Annotated in this window: 16 protein-coding genes; 7 read left to right on the plus strand and 9 right to left on the minus strand. The window is 75.1% G+C overall.

The genetic code is table 11. The features are described 5' to 3' along the window. Positions 1-228: 228 nt before the first annotated feature. The 3 genes from OU787_RS12080 to OU787_RS12090 all read right to left on the minus strand — a co-directional run bounded on the left by OU787_RS12080 (position 229) and on the right by OU787_RS12090 (position 5,012). Complete coding sequence (locus OU787_RS12080; RefSeq protein WP_268659334.1) at positions 229-1,362, minus strand: VWA domain-containing protein; 1,134 nt, start codon at positions 1,360-1,362, stop codon at positions 229-231. A gap of 78 nt (positions 1,363-1,440) precedes the next feature. Continuing rightward, positions 1,441-3,903 carry a DUF5682 family protein gene (locus OU787_RS12085; RefSeq protein ID WP_268661851.1) on the minus strand — a complete coding sequence of 821 codons (2,463 nt, stop codon included), beginning with the start codon at positions 3,901-3,903 and terminating at the stop codon, positions 1,441-1,443. Positions 3,904-3,914: 11 nt separating this feature from the next. Next, on the minus strand, positions 3,915-5,012 hold the full coding sequence (locus OU787_RS12090; RefSeq protein WP_268659335.1) for an ATP-binding protein: 1,098 nt from the start codon (positions 5,010-5,012) through the stop codon (positions 3,915-3,917). A 254-nt stretch (positions 5,013-5,266) separates the two neighbouring features. On the opposite strand from OU787_RS12090, the gene OU787_RS12095 reads away from it, so the two are divergent. From OU787_RS12095 to OU787_RS12125, 7 genes are all read left to right on the plus strand, one after another. Beyond that, positions 5,267-5,947: a WXG100-like domain-containing protein gene (locus OU787_RS12095; RefSeq protein WP_030457351.1), complete on the plus strand. Its 681-nt coding sequence runs from the start codon at positions 5,267-5,269 to the stop codon at positions 5,945-5,947. Continuing rightward, positions 5,944-6,741: a hypothetical protein gene (locus OU787_RS12100; protein WP_268659336.1), complete on the plus strand. Its 798-nt coding sequence runs from the start codon at positions 5,944-5,946 to the stop codon at positions 6,739-6,741. Before OU787_RS12095 ends, OU787_RS12100 begins: the two co-directional genes overlap by 4 nt. After that, positions 6,726-7,274 (plus strand): hypothetical protein, encoded by a 549-nt coding sequence (locus OU787_RS12105; RefSeq protein WP_268659337.1) that lies wholly within the window; start codon positions 6,726-6,728, stop codon positions 7,272-7,274. Before OU787_RS12100 ends, OU787_RS12105 begins: the two co-directional genes overlap by 16 nt. 43 nt (positions 7,275-7,317) lie before the next feature. Then, on the plus strand, positions 7,318-7,848 hold the full coding sequence (locus OU787_RS12110; protein ID WP_030457354.1) for an SUKH-4 family immunity protein: 531 nt from the start codon (positions 7,318-7,320) through the stop codon (positions 7,846-7,848). A 65-nt stretch (positions 7,849-7,913) separates the two neighbouring features. Then, positions 7,914-9,227: an SWIM zinc finger family protein gene (locus OU787_RS12115; protein ID WP_268659338.1), complete on the plus strand. Its 1,314-nt coding sequence runs from the start codon at positions 7,914-7,916 to the stop codon at positions 9,225-9,227. Positions 9,228-9,423: 196 nt separating this feature from the next. Beyond that, positions 9,424-9,558, plus strand: coding sequence for a hypothetical protein (locus OU787_RS12120; RefSeq protein ID WP_268659339.1), 135 nt, complete (start codon positions 9,424-9,426; stop codon positions 9,556-9,558). Continuing rightward, a complete protein-coding gene (locus OU787_RS12125) occupies positions 9,555-11,141 on the plus strand; it encodes a DUF5691 domain-containing protein (RefSeq protein ID WP_268659340.1) in 1,587 nt (528 codons plus the stop codon). The genes OU787_RS12120 and OU787_RS12125 overlap by 4 nt, the downstream gene beginning before the upstream one ends. A gap of 86 nt (positions 11,142-11,227) precedes the next feature. Here the strand turns inward: OU787_RS12125 and OU787_RS12130 are convergent, their stop codons facing one another. The 6 genes from OU787_RS12130 to OU787_RS12155 all read right to left on the minus strand — a co-directional run bounded on the left by OU787_RS12130 (position 11,228) and on the right by OU787_RS12155 (position 19,713). After that, the gene (locus OU787_RS12130; protein ID WP_030457357.1) at positions 11,228-11,632 is read right to left on the minus strand and encodes a cobalamin B12-binding domain-containing protein; all 405 of its coding nucleotides are present in this window, start codon (positions 11,630-11,632) and stop codon (positions 11,228-11,230) included. Positions 11,633-11,801: 169 nt separating this feature from the next. Then, the gene (gene pcrA, locus OU787_RS12135; protein ID WP_030457358.1) at positions 11,802-14,471 is read right to left on the minus strand and encodes a DNA helicase PcrA; all 2,670 of its coding nucleotides are present in this window, start codon (positions 14,469-14,471) and stop codon (positions 11,802-11,804) included. 101 nt (positions 14,472-14,572) lie between these two features. Continuing rightward, on the minus strand, positions 14,573-15,760 hold the full coding sequence (locus OU787_RS12140) for a hypothetical protein (RefSeq protein ID WP_268659341.1): 1,188 nt from the start codon (positions 15,758-15,760) through the stop codon (positions 14,573-14,575). Between the two features lie 148 nt (positions 15,761-15,908). Beyond that, on the minus strand, positions 15,909-17,465 hold the full coding sequence (locus OU787_RS12145; protein ID WP_268659342.1) for a glycosyltransferase family 39 protein: 1,557 nt from the start codon (positions 17,463-17,465) through the stop codon (positions 15,909-15,911). A gap of 198 nt (positions 17,466-17,663) precedes the next feature. Continuing rightward, on the minus strand, positions 17,664-18,341 hold the full coding sequence (locus tag OU787_RS12150; protein ID WP_030457361.1) for a LuxR C-terminal-related transcriptional regulator: 678 nt from the start codon (positions 18,339-18,341) through the stop codon (positions 17,664-17,666). Next, complete coding sequence (locus OU787_RS12155; RefSeq protein ID WP_268659343.1) at positions 18,334-19,713, minus strand: ATP-binding protein; 1,380 nt, start codon at positions 19,711-19,713, stop codon at positions 18,334-18,336. The genes OU787_RS12150 and OU787_RS12155 overlap by 8 nt, the downstream gene beginning before the upstream one ends. Between the last annotated feature and the right edge of the window lie 38 nt (positions 19,714-19,751).

The raw sequence follows: 19,751 nt of genomic DNA on the forward strand, positions 1-19,751 counted from the left end.
GCAGTTGCCGGGCGCATCGTCAATCAACACGCGCGTCACGTCCGCATGGCAGGTTATCCCCGGACGACCGGCGTGTTTCGCCCGGGGCCGGGTCCGCCTTGGTGAGAACCGTCACAACCGCCCCGGTCCGGGCCCCTCACCAGCGGGGGCGCGCAGCGGTGAGGCCCACCACCGCTTCACCCGGACGAGTGGGCGCCGCGCCCCTTGACCGGCCCCAGACCATTCCGCTCACCCCCGGTCGGGCACCGGCAGCGGACGCTTCTCGATCGCCGCCGCCATGATCTCCGGGAACGCGTCCGGCGTGCAGGCGAACGCCGGGGCGCCCAGCTCCGCCAGCGCCTGCGCGTGCGCGTGGTCGTACGCCGGGGCGCCCTCGTCGGACAGCGCCAGCAGCGCGATGAACTGCACCCCCGCGGCCTTCATCGCCGCGACCCGCTTCAGCATCTCGTCGCGGATCCCGCCCTCGTACAGGTCGCTGATCAGCACCACGATCGTCTCGGACGGGCGGCTGATCTTCGACTGGCAGTACGCCAGCGCCCGGTTGATGTCGGTGCCGCCGCCCAGCTGGGTGGCGAACAGCACGTCCACCGGGTCGCTCAGCTGCTCGGTCAGGTCGACCACCGAGGTGTCGAACACCACCAGCCGGGTGTCCAGGCTCGGCATCGACGCCAGCACCGCGCCGAACACCGCCGAGTGCACCACCGACGGCGCCATCGACCCGGACTGGTCGATGCACAGGATGACGTCCTTCTTCACCGCCCGCTGCGCCCGCGCGTAGCCGACCAGCCGCTCCGGGACGACCGTGCGGTACTCGGGCAGGTACGTCGACAGGTTGGCCCGGATGGTGCGGTCCCAGTCGATGTCCCGGTGCCGGGGCCGGTTCACCCGGGCGCTGCGGTCCAACGCCCCGCCGACCGTCGAACGGGTCTTGTCGGCGAGCCGGCGCTCCAGCTCCGCCACCACCTTGCCGACCACCATCCGGGCCGTCTCCCGAGTGGTCTCCGGCAGCGCGTGCTTCAGCGACAGCAGCGTCCCCACCAGGTGCACGTCCGGCTCGACGGCGGCCAGCATCTCCGGCTCCAGCAGCAGCCGGTCCAGGCCGAGGCGGGAGATCGCGTCCTGCTGCATCAGCCGCACCACGCTGGTCGGGAAGTACTCCCGGATGTCCCCCAGCCAGCGCGCCACCTTCGGCGCCGACCCCCCGAGCCCCGCTGACCGCTTCCCGTCCTCCCGGTACAGCGCCCCCAGCGCCCCGTCCATCGCCGCGTCCCGCCCGGTCAGCCGCACCCCCGTGCCGTCCCCGTCGCTGCCCAGCACCAGCCGCCAGCGCCGCATCCGCTCGTCGTCCTGACGGACAGTCATTCGAATCACTCCTTAACTCCCGCGCCCCGAGGGGCGCGGGGAACTGCGCGAAGCGGAAGGGGAAAGGGAGGGGAGAGGTCAGGCCGTGGCCCGGCGGTCCGTCTGGCGCGGGATGCGCGGCTGCGGGACGTGCACGCCCAGCAGGAGGGCCAGCACCTCCGTGGTCGCGTCGGCGCGCTCCTCGTCGAGCGGGGCGCTCGGGGCGGAGCCCCCCGCGGGAGCCGTGAGCGGGCCGGCCGCGACCCGGGAGCCGATGGTGTGGCGGACGCCCGTCTCCAGCGAGGAGAAGGTCCGGCGCAGCACCGGCAGCAGGTCGGTGAAGGCGTCGGCCGGCACCCCGCACAGCCAGGCGTCGAGCAGGCCGAGCAGCGTCGGGTCGTGCAGCAGCAGCGCGCCGCCGCCGGAGACGAAGCCCTCGACCCAGCCGCCCGCGTCGGCCGGTTCGGAGGCGGTGGAGAGCACCAGGCCGAGCCGCCGCCCGGCCTCCTCCGCGTCGAGCCGCCCGTCGTCCAGCAGCAGCCGCACGGCGCGGCCGCGCAGCAGGCCGGGGACGCCGGTCGCGGGGCCGCCGTGCGGTTCGCGGGCGGCGAGGGCGGCCAGCGCGCCGGCCCAGCGTTCGGCGGTGTCGCCGCCGAGCAGGGCGATCGCCTGGTGGACGGCGTCGAGTTCGGTGCGGCGGGCGGCCGCGCCGTCCGCGTCGAGGCCGGTGCAGGCTGCGGGCAGGGCGAGGCTGAGGCGTTCGGCGAGGCCGTGCGCGACGGCGGTGAGCGCGCTGGTGTCGGTGGCCCGGACGTCGCCGTAGCGCAGGGTGCGGACCAGGGCGGGGAGCGCGGCGGCCAGGTGCCCGGCATCGGTGTCGAGCGCGGCGCGGTCGGCGAGGGCCCGCATCACCTCGGGCAGCGCGTCGGGCAGGTCGGCCAGCAGGCACTGCTCGGCGAGCGCGGTCAGGGCGGTGAGTTCGGCGTTCGCGGCGTCGGCGACGGCCTTGCCGGTGGCGGCGGAGCGCACGGTGGTGCCCCACTGGCCGGCCTCGACCAGCCGGACCGAGAACTCCGGCTCCCAGCACAGCTGCCAGGTCTCCCGGAAGGTGCCGGTGGAGTTGACGCCGTCCCGGGACGGGCGGCCCCAGTGCAGGCCGAGCAGCCGCAGCCGGTGCAGCAGCCGGGAGCGTTCGCCGTCGAGGTCCTTGCGCAGGTCGAGGACGAGGTCCCGGGGTTCGGCCTCGGGCTTGAGCCGCAGGGTGCGCTGCAGGCGGGTGAGGTCGCGCTGGAGCGGGACGGCGGGCACCGAGTCGGGGACCTCGCCGAGCGCGTCGCCGACCACCAGGCGCCGGTGCACCAGGGCGAGCGCGACGTCCGAGCCGTCGCACATCACGGCGCGCACCGCGTCCAGGGTCTCGGTGAGGCCGGGCAGCGGGCGGCCGCGCACCGCGGCGAGGGTGTCGGCGAGCCGGACCGCCTCGATGACGTGCGCGGAGGAGACCGGGTGGTCCTCGGCGCGGAGCAGTTCGGCGACCTTGGTCATCCAGCGGGCGACCGGCTGCTCGGGGGAGGTGAACAGGTGGTGGTACCAGCCGGGCGAGTCGATGCCCGCGCCGTAGCCGGTGTGCTGGGACAGCCGGCGGTGCGTCCACGGCACCCAGGTCAGTTCGACCTTGAGCTTCTTGGGCAGCTCGGCGAGCAGGGCCCGGTCGTGCGCGACGGTGGGCGTCGCGGCGAGCGCCGGGACGTGCCAGGCGCCGCAGACCACGGCGATCCGCCGGTGCCCGGCCCGGCGGGCGGCCCGGACCTGCTGGCGCATGGCGGCCTCACGGACCAGGTCGCGCCGCTCGGCGGGGTGGTGCTCGCGCAGCGCGGCCATCGCCTCGGCGAGGGCGGCGAACGGGGCCAGGGGGTCGCCGTCGGGGGTGCGGTGCTCGACCGCGTCCTCCCACCAGGACTCCGGGTCGGGGTGGCCGGCGGCGGCGGCGAGTTCGGCGATCGGGTCGACGGGCGCGGGCCCGGAAGTGCCCCCCGGCACTCCCGACCCCTCCCCTTCTTCTGACGCGCCGTCGCCGCCGGAGGTGTCGCCCTCCCCGGTAACGGTTGGGTCGCCTTCGCCGGGCGCGGCCCCGCCCTGTGCGTCCTCACCGTGTGCGTCCTCGGCGCCGCGCGGGCCGAGCGCGAGGCTCTGCGCGGCGGGCAGGTCGATGAACCGGACGGGCACGCCGGCGTCCAGCGCGTGCCGCAGCGCCACCCACTCGGGCGAGAACTCGGCGAACGGCCAGAACGCGGCCCGCGCCGGGTCGTCGGCGACGTGGGCGAGCAGCGCGACCGGCGGCACCATCTCCTTCTCGGCGGCGGCCGCGACCAGCCCGTCGGCCTCCGGCGGGCCCTCGATCAGCACCGCGTCGGGCTGCAGAGCGGCCAGCGCGGCGGCCACCGCGCGGGCCGAGCCGGGGCCGTGGTGGCGCACCCCGAGCAGCGTCACCTCCGCGCCCGCCGCCCTGGCGCCCGCCGTCTCCGCGCCCGCCGTCTCCGCGCCCGCCGCCTTGGCGCTCATGGCCTCGGCACTCACGCGGAAACCTCCCGGGCGGCCCGGTAGAAGTCCTTCCAGCCGTCGCGGTCGCGGACCACGCCCTCCACGTACTCGCGCCACACCTGGCGGTCGGCGACCGGGTCGCGGACCACCGCGCCGACGATGCCGTCCGCGACGTCGCCCGCGCGCAGCACGCCGTCGCCGAAGTGCGCGGCCAGCGCGAGGCCGTTGGTGACCACCGAGATCGCCTCGGCGGTGGAGAGCGTGCCGCTGGGGGTCTTCACCTTCGTCCGGCCGTCGGCCGTCAGTCCGGCCCGCAGCTCGCGGAAGACCGTCACCACCCGGCGGATCTCCTCGGCGCCGCCCGGCAGTTCGGGCAGGTCGAGCGAGCGGCCGAGCTGGCCGACCCGGCGGGTGACGATCTCCACCTCCTCCTCCAGGGTGCCGGGCAGCGGCAGCACCACGGTGTTGAAGCGGCGGCGCAGCGCGGAGGACAGCTCGTTGACGCCGCGGTCGCGGTCGTTGGCGGTGGCGATCACGTTGAAGCCGCGCACCGCCTGCACCTCGGAGCCCAGCTCCGGGACGGGGAGGGTCTTCTCGGACAGGATGGTGATCAGGCTGTCCTGCACGTCCGCCGGGATGCGGGTGAGCTCCTCGACCCGGGCGATCTGCCCGTGCCGCATGGCGCGCATCAGCGGGGAGGGCACCAGCGCGTCCTCGCTGGGGCCGTGGGCCAGCAGCTGGGCGTAGTTCCAGCCGTAGCGGACGGCCTCCTCGGGGGTGCTGGCGGTGCCCTGGACCAGCAGCGTCGAATCGCCGGAGATCGCCGCGGCGAGGTGCTCGGAGACCCAGGTCTTGGCGGTGCCGGGCACGCCGAGCAGCAGCAGCGCCCGGTCGGTGGCCAGCGTGGTCACGGCGACCTCGATCACCCGGCGCGGCCCGATGTACTTCGGCGTGATCACCGTGCCGTCGGCGAGCTCGCCGCCCAGCAGGTAGGTGGCGACCGCCCACGGTGAGAGCCGCCAGCGCTCCGGCCTGGTCCGGTCGTCGTGCCGGGCGAGGGCGGCCAGCTCCTCGGCGAACGCGTCCTCGGCGTGCTGCCGCAGGACCTCGCTGGTCGTCTCGGTGGTCATCGACTGCTCCGATCTCACGGGGATCTCACGGGTCATCAGAACGGTGCGCGCAGCGGGCGCGAGAAGGACGGGCGGCACGGGCGCTGACCTGGGCGGGAGAACTCCCGTTCGCCCCGTGCGAGTTCCACTCTGCCCCCCGCCACTGACAACCGGAGCCGCGGCCGCCGGTCCGCCGGTCCGCCAACTTCCTTGCCCCCCGCGGCGGACGGGCCATATCGTCCGATGGACTGATTAGCGCTCGGGGGGTGCGTGTCATGGGAGTGGTCCTGCCCGACGAGGTCGCCTGGGTCCTCGACCTCATCGGCGTCAACTGGCCGAACGTGGACGAGGACGAGTTCCGCGAGATCGCCGACAGCATGCGGGCGTTCGCCGAGGAGGTCGACGAGGGGCGCACCGACACCATCGCCGCCGTCGCCCGCCTGGTCTCGGAGAACGTCGGCCCGGCCAGCGACGCCTTCAACAACCACTGGACCTCGGTGGCGGGCAAGCACCTGGAGGGCCTCGGCGAGGCCGGCCGGCTGCTCGCCACCGCACTGGACGGCGCCGCCCTGGTGATCACCGGCGCCAAGATCGCCGCGGTCGCCCAACTCGTCGCCCTGGCCGTCGAGGTGATCGCCGCCCAGGCCGCCGCGCCGTTCACCTTCGGCCTCTCCGAGGCCGGGGCGCTGGGCGCCACCCAGGCGACCCGGCTGATCGTCCGCCGCCTGCTCAAGGAGGCCGAGCAGCAGATCGTCCAGCAGCTGCTCTCGGTCGTCGAGGAGCCCGTCCTCAACGCGCTGTCCAACATGGCCGGCGACCTGGTGCTGCAACTCGGCGAGAACGCCCTCGGCATGAAGCAGGGCGTCGACTGGGGCTCCGTCGGCCGCTCCGGCCTGGACGGGGCGAAGCAGTCGCAGCTCGGCTCCGCGGTGACCGGCGGGGAGGCCCGGCAGTGAGCGAGATCCGCCACAACTACGGCGAGACCGACCGAATGGCCCGCCGCCTGATGCAGCACGCCGAACGCCTGCACGGCGCGGCCGGCCCGCACAGCGGCAACGCCCACAAACGGCTGCTCAAGCACCACGGCCAGGACCCGCTGGCCTCGGCGGTGGCCAACGGCTCCACCAAGATCCTGGACGTCATCCGCAAGGCCGAGAGCCAACTGCAGGAACACCTGCAGAACATGGCCAAGGGTCTGCAGCAGACCTCCAAGAACCACGAGCAGAACGACAAGAACCTGGAGGACGCCCTCAAGAAGATCCTCCGGCTGGACTCGAAGGCCGACGGCGTCCGCAAGGCCCAGGGCCCGGAGCACCACGGGCCCAAGCCCGGACTGGAGCCGCACACCATCACGCTCGAGTGGAAGCACGGCATGCCGCGGCTGGAGTTCATGCAGAAGGCCATGGCCCTGCAGCGGCTCGGCAAGCAGGGCAAGCTCTTCAACGCGCCGAAGGTGGCGCGCGAGAAGGAGCTGACCACCGAGTACAAGAACGCCCTGATCCAGATCCTGCACAACGAGCACAAGGGTTCGCCGAACTACGACAAGATCATGGAGCGGGTCCACGCGATGGAGGCGGACCACATCAACGAGCTCCAACTCGGCGGCCAGGACTCGTGGAAGAATCTCCGGATGCTGCACAAGTGGACCAACTGGGACATCGGCTCACAGCAGATCAACCGGAGCCTGGAGGACCACAAGGTGCCGGTCGGGACCCCGATCAAGATCAAGGTGAAGTGGAAGTGGTGGTAGCGGTGCCGAGCGGCGAGACCATGGAACTGCTCATCCCGGAGCTGATCCGCGCCCGGCAGGCCGACCCCGACCTGCCGGCGGTCCGGATCCGCCCGGGCGCACCGGCCGGCTCGCTGCCCGACGGGCTCCCGGCCGACCTGCGGCGGCTACTGTCGCTGAGCAACGGGATCCACCTCGGGGTGCGGGCGACCGTCCTCCCCGCCGAGGAACTCCCGTTCTACGAGTACGCCGAGACGCTCGCCCGGGCCGCCGGGATCCCGAACGTCGAGGACTACCTGATGATCGGCACGGTCAACGAGGCCCCGCTGCTGCTCGACACCACCGACGGCAGCGTCTGGGCGGCCCGCGCCGGCAGCGGCCTCTGGTACCAGGGCTGCACCCTGGTCCGGCTCGCCGACGGCCTCGACGCGTTCGTCTCCGACTGGGCCGCCGGACCGCGCTTCCCGGAGCTGGTCGAGAGCGACGACCCGGACGACCTCGCCCGGGACGACTGGTGGCGCCTGCTGCAGGCCGCCGGCCGCGTCCCCGCCTGACGGCGACCGGCCCACCGCACCGTGACGACACTGGAGACCTGACGTGGCCACATACGCCGAACTCGCCGAGCTGTTCAGCCCCGACGGCATCGTCCGGATGCCCCTGGAGGAGGCCCTCGCCAACGGCATCCCGGAGGAGGACGCCCGCCTGCTCGCGGAGGTCGGCGTGCCGGTCTTCGTCGACGTGCTGTTCACGGCCAAGGTGAAGGGCGACCCGCTCGCGTACACCCTGGTGCCGATCAGCGCCGGGGACGACGGCGTCACCGTGCTGGCCCTCGGCGGCCCCACCGACGCCGACCTGATGCGCTACTGCCTGGACCTCGACAACGGGTACGTGATCCTGCTCGGCCTCGGCGAGGAGCCCACCGCCGAGATCGTGAACCGGGACCTGGCCTCCTTCGTCGAGTTCCTCTACCGGTACGCGCTGCGCCTCAAGCACGTCGCCGGGGTGTCCGACCGGCAGGCGGACGAGTACACCGCCAAGCTCCGCGAGTACCTCGCCGCCCGCGACCCGTACGCCTTCGCCGCCCCGGACAGCTGGTGGAACATGGTGTTCGGCGCCCTCACCGACTAGGACGCCCGCCAGGGCCCCGCCAGCGCCCTGAGGGGTTGTCAGTGGGTCCCCCTATCGTCGGTGCCATGGAGGAACGCTGGAGCACCGAACACGTCCTTTCGCTGGCGCCCGACCCGGCTTCCCTGAAGGCCGCGGGCAAGCTCTCCGGGCCCGCCCCGTGGTCGGCCACCGGCACCGGCGGCGGCGCGCTGTGGGGCCTGTGCAAGGGCAGCGGCAGCACGCCCTACCGGACGGCGGTGGAGCTCGGGACGCCCGCGTACAAGTGCAGTTGCCCGAGCCGGAAGTTCCCGTGCAAGCACGCCCTCGGGCTGCTCCTGCTGTGGGCCGCCGGGCCCGGGGCGGTCGCCGACGGGGCCACCCCGCCGGACTGGGTGCAGGAGTGGCTGGACGGCCGCGGCCGGGCCGCCGCCGACAAGGCCGCCAAGCAGCAGGCCAGGGCCGCCGACGCGGACCCGGAGGCCGCCCGCAAGCGGGCCGGGAAGCGCTCCGCCCGGGTCGCCGGCGGAGCCCGCGAGCTGCGGCTGCGGCTCGTCGACGGCGTCCGCCGCGGCCTGGCCGACCCGCAGCCGGCCGGCGCCTGGGAGGAGGTCGCCGCCCGGATGGTCGACGCCCAGGCCCCCGGCCTGGCCTCCCGGGTCCGGGCGCTGGCCGGGGCCCCGCAGGACGAACTGCTGGAGGAGTACGCGATGCTGCACCTGCTGGCCGGCGCCTACGGCCGGATCGACACCCTGCCCCAGGCCCTCGCGGCGACCGTCCGCACCCGGGTCGGCTTCACCACCGACACCGCCGAGCTGCTCGCCGGCCCGACCGTCCGGGACCGCTGGCACGTCCTGGGCAGCCGGGACACCGCCGACGACCGGCTGACCACCCGCCGGGTCTGGCTGCGCGGCGCGAAGACCGGACGGCAGGCCCTACTGCTCGCCTTCGGCCGCCCCGGCCAGGCCCCGGACCTCGCCCTGCCCACCGGCCGCCTGCTGGAGGCCGACCTGGCCTACCACCCCGGCGCCCGCCCGCTGCGCGCCGTCCTCGGCACCCGCTACGGCAGCCCCGAGCCCGCCCCGGCCGCCGCGCCGGCCGGCCTGTCGCCCGCCGCGGCGCTCGCCGAGTACGGCGCCGCCGTCGCCGAGGACCCGTGGCTGGACAGCTGGCCGGCCGTGCTGGCCGACGTGGTGCCGGTCCGCACCCCGGACGGCTGGCAGCTCACCGACGGCACCCACACCCTGCCGGTGCGCCGCGGCGCCCTGCCCGAGCCCGCCCTGTGGCGGCTCGCCGCGGTCTCCGCCGGCCACCCCGTCACCCTGTTCGGCGAGTGCGGCCACCACGGCTTCGCCCCGGTCACCGCCTGGGACGCCGACCACCGGCCGGTCGCCCTCGGCTGACCGCCGCCGCCCGAACCCACCTCGCCCCAACCCGACACGCACGCAACCCCGCTGACGAACCGTCGGCCGCCGGGTCAGCCCGGCACGCCCTGATGCGCCGTCACCCACGCTCCCCGCACCGCAAGCCCACCCCCCGACGGAACGGGACGCTCCCCGGCGCCCCCTGACGCACCGCCACCGTCGACCGGAGGAAACCATGACCCGCACCCGGCAGCACACCGCCGTCCGACGCATCACCCTGCACCACGCCGCCCGCCGCGCCGCCCTGGCCAGCGGCTGGGGCCGCCGCCACCGCACCATCACCCACCGGCCGAACGGAGTCCGGGCATGACCGCCTCCCCCCTCACCGGCACCGGCCCCACCGGCCCCACCGGCTCCGACGACTGGGCCGACCTGCAGGGCGCCGCCCTGCTCGGCACCGACCGCCGCCCGCTGCCCGAGGCCCGCACCCCGCTGTCCGCCGCCGTCGACCGGGCCGACCCGGCCGGCGCGCTGCTCGACCTGGCCGCCGTCGCCGCCGTCCGCCGCCGGGCCGGCGCGCTGCCCGCGCCCGCCGTCGACACCCCCGAGCCCGCCCCGGCCGACCCCCGGCCCGCGCTGCCCGAGGCCGCCGCCCGCCGACTGGCCGTCCTGCTCGGCACCCGCAGCGGCCACGGCACCACCGCCAACCTCTCCGAACTCCTCCCGCAGTGGCTGACCGCCGCCCGCACCCGCGGCTACCGGCTGCCGCCCGCCCTCGTCCCGGCCCTGCTGGACACCGGCCGGGCCCGCTCCGAACTCCGCTCCGACGCCGTCACCCTGGCCGGCCCGCTCGGCCGCTGGCTGGCCCCGCACAATCCCGACTGGAAGTACGTCACCCGCACCGCCGGCGACCAGGACGCCCTCGACCAGCCCGGTGAACTCCTCTGGCAGGAAGGGCTGTTCGCGGAACGCGTCACCCACCTCACCCGGCTGCGCCGCACCGACCCGGCCGCCGGACTGGCCCTGCTCGCCTCCACCTGGAGCACCGAGCGGGCCGAGGACCGGGTGCTCTTCCTGGACGCCCTCCAGGACGGGCTCTCCGCCGCCGACGAGGAGTTCCTGGAGGCCGCGCTCTCCGACCGCTCCAAGAACGTCCGGGCCACCGCCGCGGAACTGCTCTCCACCCTGCCCGGCTCCGCCCTGGCCGCCCGGATGGCCGCCCGCGCCCGGAGCGCCGTCCGGCCCGACGGCGACCGGCTGCACATCACCCCGCCCGCCGCCTGCGACGCCGCCATGCAGCGCGACGGCATACCCGTGAAGTCCCCCACCGGGCGCGGCGAGCGCGCCTGGTGGTTCGGCGAGGTCGTCGCCGGGGCGCCGCTCGCCGGCTGGACGGCCGACACCGGCCGCACCCCCGAGCAGCTGCTCGCCCTGCCCACCACCGACTCGCCCGACGGCGGCGGCGCCGAGTGGGCCGAGGACCTGCGCGAGGCCTGGGCCCGGGCCGCCGTCCGGCAGCAGGACGCCGCCTGGGCCCGCGCCCTGCTCGGCACCCCGCCCCGCCCCGGCCGCGACACCCGCGCGCCGGGCGCCCCCGCCAAGCTGCTCGCCGTCCTGCCGCCCGCCGAACGTGCCGCCTGGACGGCCGCGTTCGTCCAGACCCACGGCCTCGGCGACGCCTTCCAACTCCTCGGCGCCTGCGCCACCCCGTGGACGCCCCCGCTCTCCACCGCCGTCGTCGCCGCCCTCAAGCGCGCCGCCGAACTCGGCTCCTACCCCTGGAGCCACAGCGGCGTCCTCGGCATGACCGAACGCGCCCTCGCCCCCGAGACCGCCCCCGCCGTGGAGGCCCTCGCCGCCGACACCTCCCCCGACACCGCCTGGTCCGACACCTTCACCCGCCTCGCCGGCACCCTCCGCTTCCGCCAGGCGATGCTCGCCGAACTCGACTAGGCCCGAACGCGACCAGACCCGGACGCGGCAGGGGCCGGGAGCGGTGTTTCCGCTCCCGGCCCCTGCCGTGCTGCCCGTCCGGTCCGCTACGCGGAGCGCAGGTTGGACTCGACCCAGCTGACCACGTCCTGGGTGGAGGTGCCCGGGGTGAAGATGTCGGCGACGCCGAGGGCCTTCAGCTCGGTGATGTCGGCGTCCGGGATGATCCCGCCGCAGAAGACCTTGATGTCGGCGGCGTCGCGCTCCTTGAGCAGCTCGATCACCTTGGCGCAGAGGGTCATGTGCGCGCCGGAGAGGATGGACAGGCCGATGCCGTCGGCGTCCTCCTGGATCGCCGTGTCGACGATCTGCTCGGGGGTCTGGTGGAGGCCGGTGTAGATGACCTCCATGCCGGCGTCGCGCAGGGCGCGCGCGATGACCTTGGCTCCCCGGTCGTGCCCGTCGAGTCCGGGCTTGGCGACCACGACTCGGATCGGCCCCGACACCACCATGACTGCCTCCTGGACCACGTTGTCCACCACCCGGCCGCTCTCGGCCGCGGGCTCGGTGTTAACCACTTTTAACAGATCTGAGGGGAGGGTAGCGGCCCGGCGGGGCCGCCGTCCTTCCCCACCTGCCGAGAGGAGGGCAAAATCACAGCGTGCGGGGCCGCCCGGCCCGTCAGAGCTTCTCGACGGGGGCGTAGCGCAGCAGCAGTTCCTTGCGCCCGGCGGAGCCGAAGTCGACCGTGGCGCGGGCCTTGTCGCCGACGCCCTGGGTGGCGACGACGGTGCCGAGGCCGAAGCTGTCGTGGCTGACCCGGTCGCCGACGGCGAGCGCGACGACCTCCCGGTCGGTGACCGTCCGGGCGGACCTGCCCCAGCCGGCCTTCGGCGAGGCGGCCGCCGAGGAGCCGGAGCCCCGCGAGGAGCCCGAGCCGGACGAGCCCGAGGACGAGTAGCCGCGCGAGACCGGCACCGCGGCGGCGCCGGTGCGCTTCCACTCGATCAGCTTCTCCGGGATCTCCTCCAGGAAGCGCGAGGCCGGGTTGTAGGAGGGCTGGCCCCAGGCGCTGCGCAGCACCGAGCGGGTCAGGTAGAGCCGCTGCCGGGCCCGGGTGAGGCCGACGTAGGCGAGGCGGCGCTCCTCCTCCAGTTCCTTGGCCTGGTTGAGGGCCCGCATGTGCGGGAAGATCCCGTCCTCCATGCCGGTGAGGAAGACGACGGGGAACTCCAGGCCCTTGGCGGTGTGCAGGGTCATCATCGTGATGACCCCGGCCCCGTCCTCGTCGTCCGGGCTTCCTTCTGATGTCCCGGACTGCTTCGCATCCGGGATCTGGTCCGAGTCGGCGACCAGGGCGACCCGCTCCAGGAAGTCGGCGAGCGAGCCGACCGGCGGGCCCTCGTCGCCCTCGGGGCGCTCCCCCGGGTCCTTCTCGTACTCGAGGGCGACCGAGGCGAGCTCCTGGAGGTTCTCCACCCGGGTCTCGTCCTGCGGGTCGGTGGAGGACTGCAGTTCGGCGAGGTAGCCGGTCTCCTCCAGGACGGCCTCCAGCACGGCGGCCGGTCCGGCGCCGGACTCGACGACCTGGCGCAGCCCGGCCAGCAGTTCGTTGAACTTCTTGACGGCGTTGGCGGAGCGCGCGGCCATCCCGTACGCCTCGTCGACCCGGCGCAGCGCGGCGGCGAAGGAGATCCGCTCGCGGGAGGCGAGGGCGTCGATCATCGCCTCGGCGCGCTCGCCGATGCCGCGCTTGGGGACGTTGAGGATGCGGCGCAGCGGGACGGTGTCCTCGGGGTTGGAGAGCACCCGTAGGTAGGCCAGGACGTCCTTGACCTCCTTGCGCTCGTAGAAGCGCACGCCGCCGACGACCTTGTAGGGCAGGCCGACCCGGATGAACACCTCTTCGAAGACCCGGGACTGGGCGTTGGTGCGGTAGAAGATCGCCACGTCGCCGGGGCGGGCGTGGCCGGCGTCGGTGAGCCGGTCGATCTCCTCGGCGATGAACTGGGCCTCGCCGTGCTCGTCGTCGGCGACGTAGCCGACGACCTGCTCGCCCTGGTCGCCGGCCGTCCACAGGTTCTTCTTGCGGCGGTTGGTGTTGCGTTCGATGACCGAGTTGGCGGCGGTGAGGATGGTCTGGGTGGAGCGGTAGTTCTGCTCCAGCAGGATCGTCGTCGCGTTCGGGTAGTCCTCCTCGAACTGGAGGATGTTGCGGATGGTCGCGCCGCGGAAGGCGTAGATCGACTGGTCGGCGTCGCCGACCACGCACAGCTCGGCAGGCGGGATCTGCGCGAGCTGCGCGTCGGCGGGGTTCACGTAGTCGCCGTCGGCCGTCATCCGGGGCGCCTGCCCCGCGGAGCCGCCGGAGAGCTCGCGCACCAGCGTGTACTGGGCGTGGTTGGTGTCCTGGTACTCGTCGACCAGGATGTGCCGGAACCGGCGCCGGTAGTGCTCGGCGACGTCGGGGAACGCCTGCAGCAGGTTGACGGTGGTCATGATGATGTCGTCGAAGTCGAGGGCGTTGGCCTCGCGCAGCCGCCGCTGGTAGAGGAAGTACGCCTCGGCGAGCTTCTTCTCCATCGGGTTGGCGGCCTGGTCGGCGTACGTCTCCTCGTCGATCAGCTCGTTCTTGAGGTTGCTGACCTTGGCGGTGAAGGACTTCGGCGGGAACTGCTTGGGGTCGAGGTCGAGGTCCCGGCAGACCAGGGACATCAGGCGCTGCGAGTCCGCCGAGTCGTAGATCGAGAAGCTGGAGTTCATGCCCAGCTGCTTGGCCTCGCGGCGCAGGATCCGCACGCACGCGCTGTGGAAGGTGGAGACCCACATCGCCTTGGCGCGCGGGCCGACCAGCGCCTCGACGCGCTCGCGCATCTCGCCGGCGGCCTTGTTGGTGAAGGTGATCGCCAGGATCTCGCCGGGCTGCACGCCGCGGGCGGCCAGCAGGTGGGCGATCCGGTGGGTGAGCACCCGGGTCTTGCCGGAGCCGGCGCCGGCCACGATCAGCAGCGGCGACCCGGCGTGCAGCACGGCCTCGCGCTGCGGGTCGTTCATGCCCTCCAGCAGCTGCGCCGGGTCGACCACGGTGCGGGCCGCGCCGTTGCGGTGCCAGGCGTCGCGCTCGGCCTCGGCGGCGTGGTCGGTGGCGAACAGCCCGTCGGGGATGTCCTCCCCGTACGGCTCGTCGTAGGGGCCGGCGTCGTACGGCTCGTAGGGCGGTTCGTCGGCGGGCGGTGCCTCCTCCTCCGACCACTGCGGCAGCGGCGCCTGCGGCGCTGCGGGGCGGGGGCTCGACCCGACGGCGGGACGCTCGAAGCCGGGGAGCGGGAGGTCATCGAAGAGGCTACTCATGGCCCTTCGAGTCTATGACCCGCCGCCGACATCCCAGGCCGCTTCCCCGAACGGGGCCGCGGGGACCGCGGGTTCCGGCGGCCCGGCGCCGCGGGCGCGGGTCACGGGGCGTCGGGGTAGACCAGGACGACGTGGCCGCCGTACGCCGCGGAGAGCAGCGCGGCCGCGCCGAGCAGCACCGCGGGCACCGCCCGGCCGCGGGTGCGGGCCAGGGCGGTGGCGAGCGGGAGCAGCAGTCCGAAGGCGGGCAGCAGGAAGCGCGCCCGGGAGGTGAAGTAGGCGGCGTCGCCGAGCGCCAGGGCCAGCATCGCGGCGCTGTACAGCAGCAGCACCGGCGGCTGGCGGCGCAGCGCCGAGAGCGCCAGCAGCAGCACGGCGGCCAGCAGGGTGCCGGCGGCGACCACGTCGGCCAGCCAGACCGGTTCGGCGGCGGTCAGCAGGCGGCGGAAGGCGAGCAGGGTGGAGCGGCCGAGGTCGAACCGGCTCTGCCAGGCGTCCTGGACCCGGAAGTAGCCGTCCCAGCGGCCCTTGCGCCACCCCACCCAGGCGACGAAGCCCGCGCAGCCCAGCGGCGCCAGCAGCGCCCCGGCCAGGGCGCGCGGGTCGCGGCGGCCGGCCGCGCCCGGGCCCGGACGCGCCCACTCCAGCAGCGCGGCGACGGCGACCGCCAGGGCGAGCGCGGCCCCGGTCGGGCGGGTCAGCCCGGCGGCGGCGCAGAGCAGCCCGGCGGCCACCCAGCGGCGCCGGAGCGCCGCGTGCACGGCCCAGGCGGCGAAGGCGGTGAACAGCGGCTCCGAGTAGGCGGCGCTCTCCACCACCGCGTACGGCAGGACGCCCCACAGCACGGCGGCGCACACCCCGGCCCGGTCGCCGTACAGCCGGGCGGCGACCGCGAAGATCCCCCCGGCGGCGGCCAGCGACGCCGCCCAGGCCACCGCGAGCGCCGCCGCGCCGACCGGGAGCAGCAGCGCGGCGGCCCGGACCAGGAGCGGGTACCCGGGGAAGAACGCGTACGCCTCGTACGGGCCGTACGGGCCGGGCACCGGCGGGGTGCCCGCGTAGCCGTGCAGGGCGATCTGCCGGTACCAGTGGGCGTCCCACATGCCGTCGAGCCGGTGCGCGGCGCCGACCGGGCCGGCCCAGCCGGCCAGCAGCAGGACTCCGGCGGCCCGGACCGCGAGGTAGCCGAGCAGGGCGGCCCGGACGGCGGGGCGGGGGTAGCGGGGGCGCCGGCGGGCGGCGGGTGCGCGGCCCGGCGCGTCGGCGTCCCCGGTCAGGACCCGGGGCACGGCCCGCCCCGTCCGGCGGGCGCCGGCCGGGCGCGGTCGCGGGGGTGGCTGGCACGGCGCCCACGCTATGCAGCGGGGTGCGGCGGCCCGCGCAGGCTCGCCGGGCGCGGGAGCGGGCGCGGGCGGCCCGGCGGGCAGGTGGCCCGGGTCAGCGTTCCATCAGGGTGACCAGGACGTTGTGCCGGTGGGTGACGGTGCTCTTCGGGAAGGCCTTGCGCAGTGCCGCGGCCTGCGCGGGGTCGAAGCCCTCGAACGGGTCGTCGTGGACGACCGGGGCCCGGCCCGGGGCGGTGTCCTCGTCCGGCAGGACGGTGACCACCCAGACCCGCTGGACGCCGTCCAGGCAGGCCGCCGGGTCGGCGCACAACTGCGGGTAGAGCTCGCCGAGTTCGACCGCGCTGCGTTCGACGAAGACGTCGTCGAGCCGGACCCGTTCGGGCAGGTAGAGGTCGAGCGCGGTGGGGACGGCGGTGAAGATCGCGTTCCCGTAGCGCTGCGGCGCGACGCCGTCGCCGGGCCGGTAGCCGTCGGCGATCACCTTCGCCGCGGCCGCGCCGTCCCACGTGGTGTGCGCGTAGCGCTGGCGCACCACCCGCTGGTCGTGCGCGCCGAGCACCAGGACGGCGGCCAGGCCGATCGCGGTGAGCGCGCGGGGGCGCAGCGCGGCGAGGCCGGCCCCGGCCAGCACGGCCCAGGCGGGCAGCGTGAAGAGCAGGTAGCGGTCGAGGAAGTAGGAGGTGTGCCCCTGCGAGGCGGCCCACAGCAGCGGGATCGGCAGCACGGCGACCAGGCCGGCCTCCACCGCCGGGCGGCGCCCGTGCGGCCAGGCCAGCGGCAGCGCCGCGCAGGCGAGCACCAGCAGGCCGACCCAGGCCGAGCCGTACAGGTTGGGCCACATCCGGGCGACGGCCGGGACGGTGGGCTTGGCCAGCCAGCTGAGCTGCCGGCCGACCTGGTCCTGGCCGAGCGCGATCAGCGGGAGCAGCGGCAGCACCGCGCCGAGGACGGCGAGCGGGTGGCCGACCAGCACGCCGCGCGCGCGGCCGGTCCACCACCGCCCGGCCGCGACCAGGGCGTGCGGGACGATCAGGACCAGCGCGACGACGTGGAACAGTCCGGCGCCGGCCAGCGCGAGCGCGTACAGCACCCAGCGTCCGGCGGTGGGCCGTTCCAGGGCGCGCAGCAGCAGGAAGGTCGCGGCGGCGGCGAAGAGCACCACGAAGGCGTAGCCGCGGACTTCCTGCCCGTACCGGGACACCGACGGGGTCAACGCGAACAGCAGGCCCGCGACCAGGCCGGCGGTGGGCGTGAAGAGCTTGCGGCCGGTCAGCGTGACGAAGGCGGCGGCCCCGGCCATGGCCAGCGCGGAGGGGATCCGGAGCGCGAGGACGGAGTGCCCGAACGCCTCGGTCCAGAAGTGGATCAGCAGGTAGTAGGCGCCGATCACGGCGTCCAGGTTCCCCAGCAGGTGGAAGATCTCGGCCGGGGAGCGGTTCGCCGCGTTCCAGGTGGCGAGTTCGTCGTCCCACGGCAGTGGTCCGCCCGCCCCGTACAGGCAGACCGCGAGGGTCAGCGCGGTGGGCCAGAGCCACAGCAGGCGGCCGGCCCGGGCCAGCAGGGCCTGCCCGGCGCGCCGTCGGGGTCCGGTCGGGGTCGGGTCGGTGTCCGGGCCGCGGGCGGGACCGCGGGCCGCTCCGACGCTCATGCGGCGGGGCCGTCGCGGTGTCCGGCCGCGGGGGCCGGCACGGCGGCGGGACGGGAGGGTCGTCGCACCCGGGGGCGACGGGGGCGGGAAGTCGGCACGGCCCTATCCAAACACACCGTCACCTGCCGCCCGTCCGCTGCCCCGCCGCTCCGTCGGCGGGCCGGAGGGAAGGGGCGGGGGCAGCGGTGGGCCGGGGTGTCAGACCAGGCGGCGGGCGGTGGCCCAGCGGGTCAGTTCGTGCCGGTTGGAGAGCTGGAGCTTGCGCAGCACCGCGGAGACGTGGCTCTCCACGGTCTTCACCGAGATGAACAGCTGCTTGGCGATCTCCTTGTAGGCGTAGCCGCGGGCGATCAGCCGCAGCACCTCGCGCTCGCGCTGGGTGAGCCGGTCGAGGTCCTCGTCGACCGGCGGGGTGTCGGTGGCGGCGAACGCGTCGAGCACGAAGCCGGCCAGCCGGGGCGAGAACACCGCGTCGCCGTCGGAGATCCGGAAGATCGCGTTGACCAGGTCGGTGCCGGTGATGGTCTTGGTGACGTAGCCGCGGGCGCCGCCGCGGATCACGCCGATCACGTCCTCGGCGGCGTCCGAGACGGACAGCGCGAGGAAGCGCACCCCCTCGACGCCGGCCGAGCGGCGCAGCACCTCGACGCCGCCGCCGCCGGGCAGGTGCACGTCGAGCAGCACCACGTCGGGCCGGGTCTCGGCGACCACCCGGACCGCGGACTCGACGTCGTCGGCCTCGCCGACCACGTCGATGCCGGTCTCGTCGGTGCGCCCGATCTCGGCCCGCACGCCGGTGCGGAACATCCGGTGGTCGTCCACCAGCACCACCCGGGCCCGCCTGCCGGGTGCCTCCGCTGACGCTGCGTCAGTCATCTGCCGCCCTCTCCATCTCCAGCTCGACCTCGGTCCCGCCGTCCGGCGCGGGCCGCACCCGCGCGGTGCCCCCGTTGCGCCGCATCCGGCCGATGATCGATTCGCGTACGCCCATGCGGTCCTCGGGGAGGTCGTCGGGGTCGAAGCCGGGGCCGTGGTCGCGGACGAACACCGACACCGTCCTCCCCTCCACCTCCGCGTAGACCTGGACCGGTCCACCGCCACCGTACTTGGCGGCGTTCACCATGGCTTCCCTGGCCGCCTGCATCTGCGAGGCGATCTTCTCGTCCATCGGGCAGTCGCCGACGCAGACCAGCTCCAGGTGGACGCCGTGCCGGTCCTCGACCTCGGCAACGATCTCGCGCAGGTGCTCGGCCAGGGTGTCGGGGGCGGCCTCGGCGGCGGCCTCCGGGCGGTACAGCCACAGGCGCAGTTCGCGCTCCTGGGCGCGGGCCAGGCGCAGCACCTCCTTGGGGTCCTCGGCCCGGCGCTGGATCAGGGTGAGGGTGTGCAGCACCGAGTCGTGCACGTGCGCGGCGATCTCGGCCCGCTCCTGGGCCCGGATCCGGGCGGTGCGCTCGGCGCCGAGGTCCTGCCACATCCGCAGCATGGACGGCCCGCCGAGCACCAGCACGCCCGCCACCACGGCCAGCGAGGACTCCACGACCAGCGCGACCGGGGAGTCCACGCCCTGGGTGACGAAGTAGCCGATGATGCCGGCCACCACCAGCAGCGCCCCGGCCAGCACCCGCAGGTAGGCGCCGCGGCGGCTGCCCGGCGTCGGGCCGAACCAGCTCTGCCAGCGCGAGTCGTCGGCCTGCCGCCACACCAGGGCGACGCCGATGCCGACCGCGAGCAGCGGCCACACGTACGGCTTGGCGGTCTGGATGCCGAGCGCGGACAGCAGCGCCATCACGCCGATCACCAGGGCGACCAGCGCGAACAGCTGGCCCATGCTGCCGCCCCGGCCGGTCCGGGCGCCCGCCGGGGCCGGACCGTCGCCGGCCGCGGCGGGGGCGTCCTGCTCGCCGTGGAAGGTGCGCTCCAGCAGGTCGCGCAGCCACCCGAAGCGGCCGGGGTCGGCGGCCGGGCGGCGGGCGGGGGCGGCGCCGGGGGCGGCCTGGTTGATGCCCAGCGGCACCACCACCCAGAACGCGGCGTACAGCAGGGCGCCGATGCCCTCGGAGAAGAACAGCACGATGAACGCCAGCCGCACCCAGGTGACGGGCACGCCGAGGTGGGTGGCCAGGCCCTGGCAGACGCCGCCGAGGATCCGGCCGTGCGGGCTGCGGTACAGCCGCCGGTAGGGCGTCCCGCCGTCCGGCGGGTCGGTCGGGACGGGCTCGGTGTTTCTGGTCTCGGGTACGGCCACGGCACCGATGGTGGCAGGTGCCGGTGCGGCGGCGCATC

Source organism: Kitasatospora sp. YST-16, from assembly GCF_026802215.1.
GTDB lineage: Bacteria > Actinomycetota > Actinomycetes > Streptomycetales > Streptomycetaceae > Kitasatospora > Kitasatospora cineracea.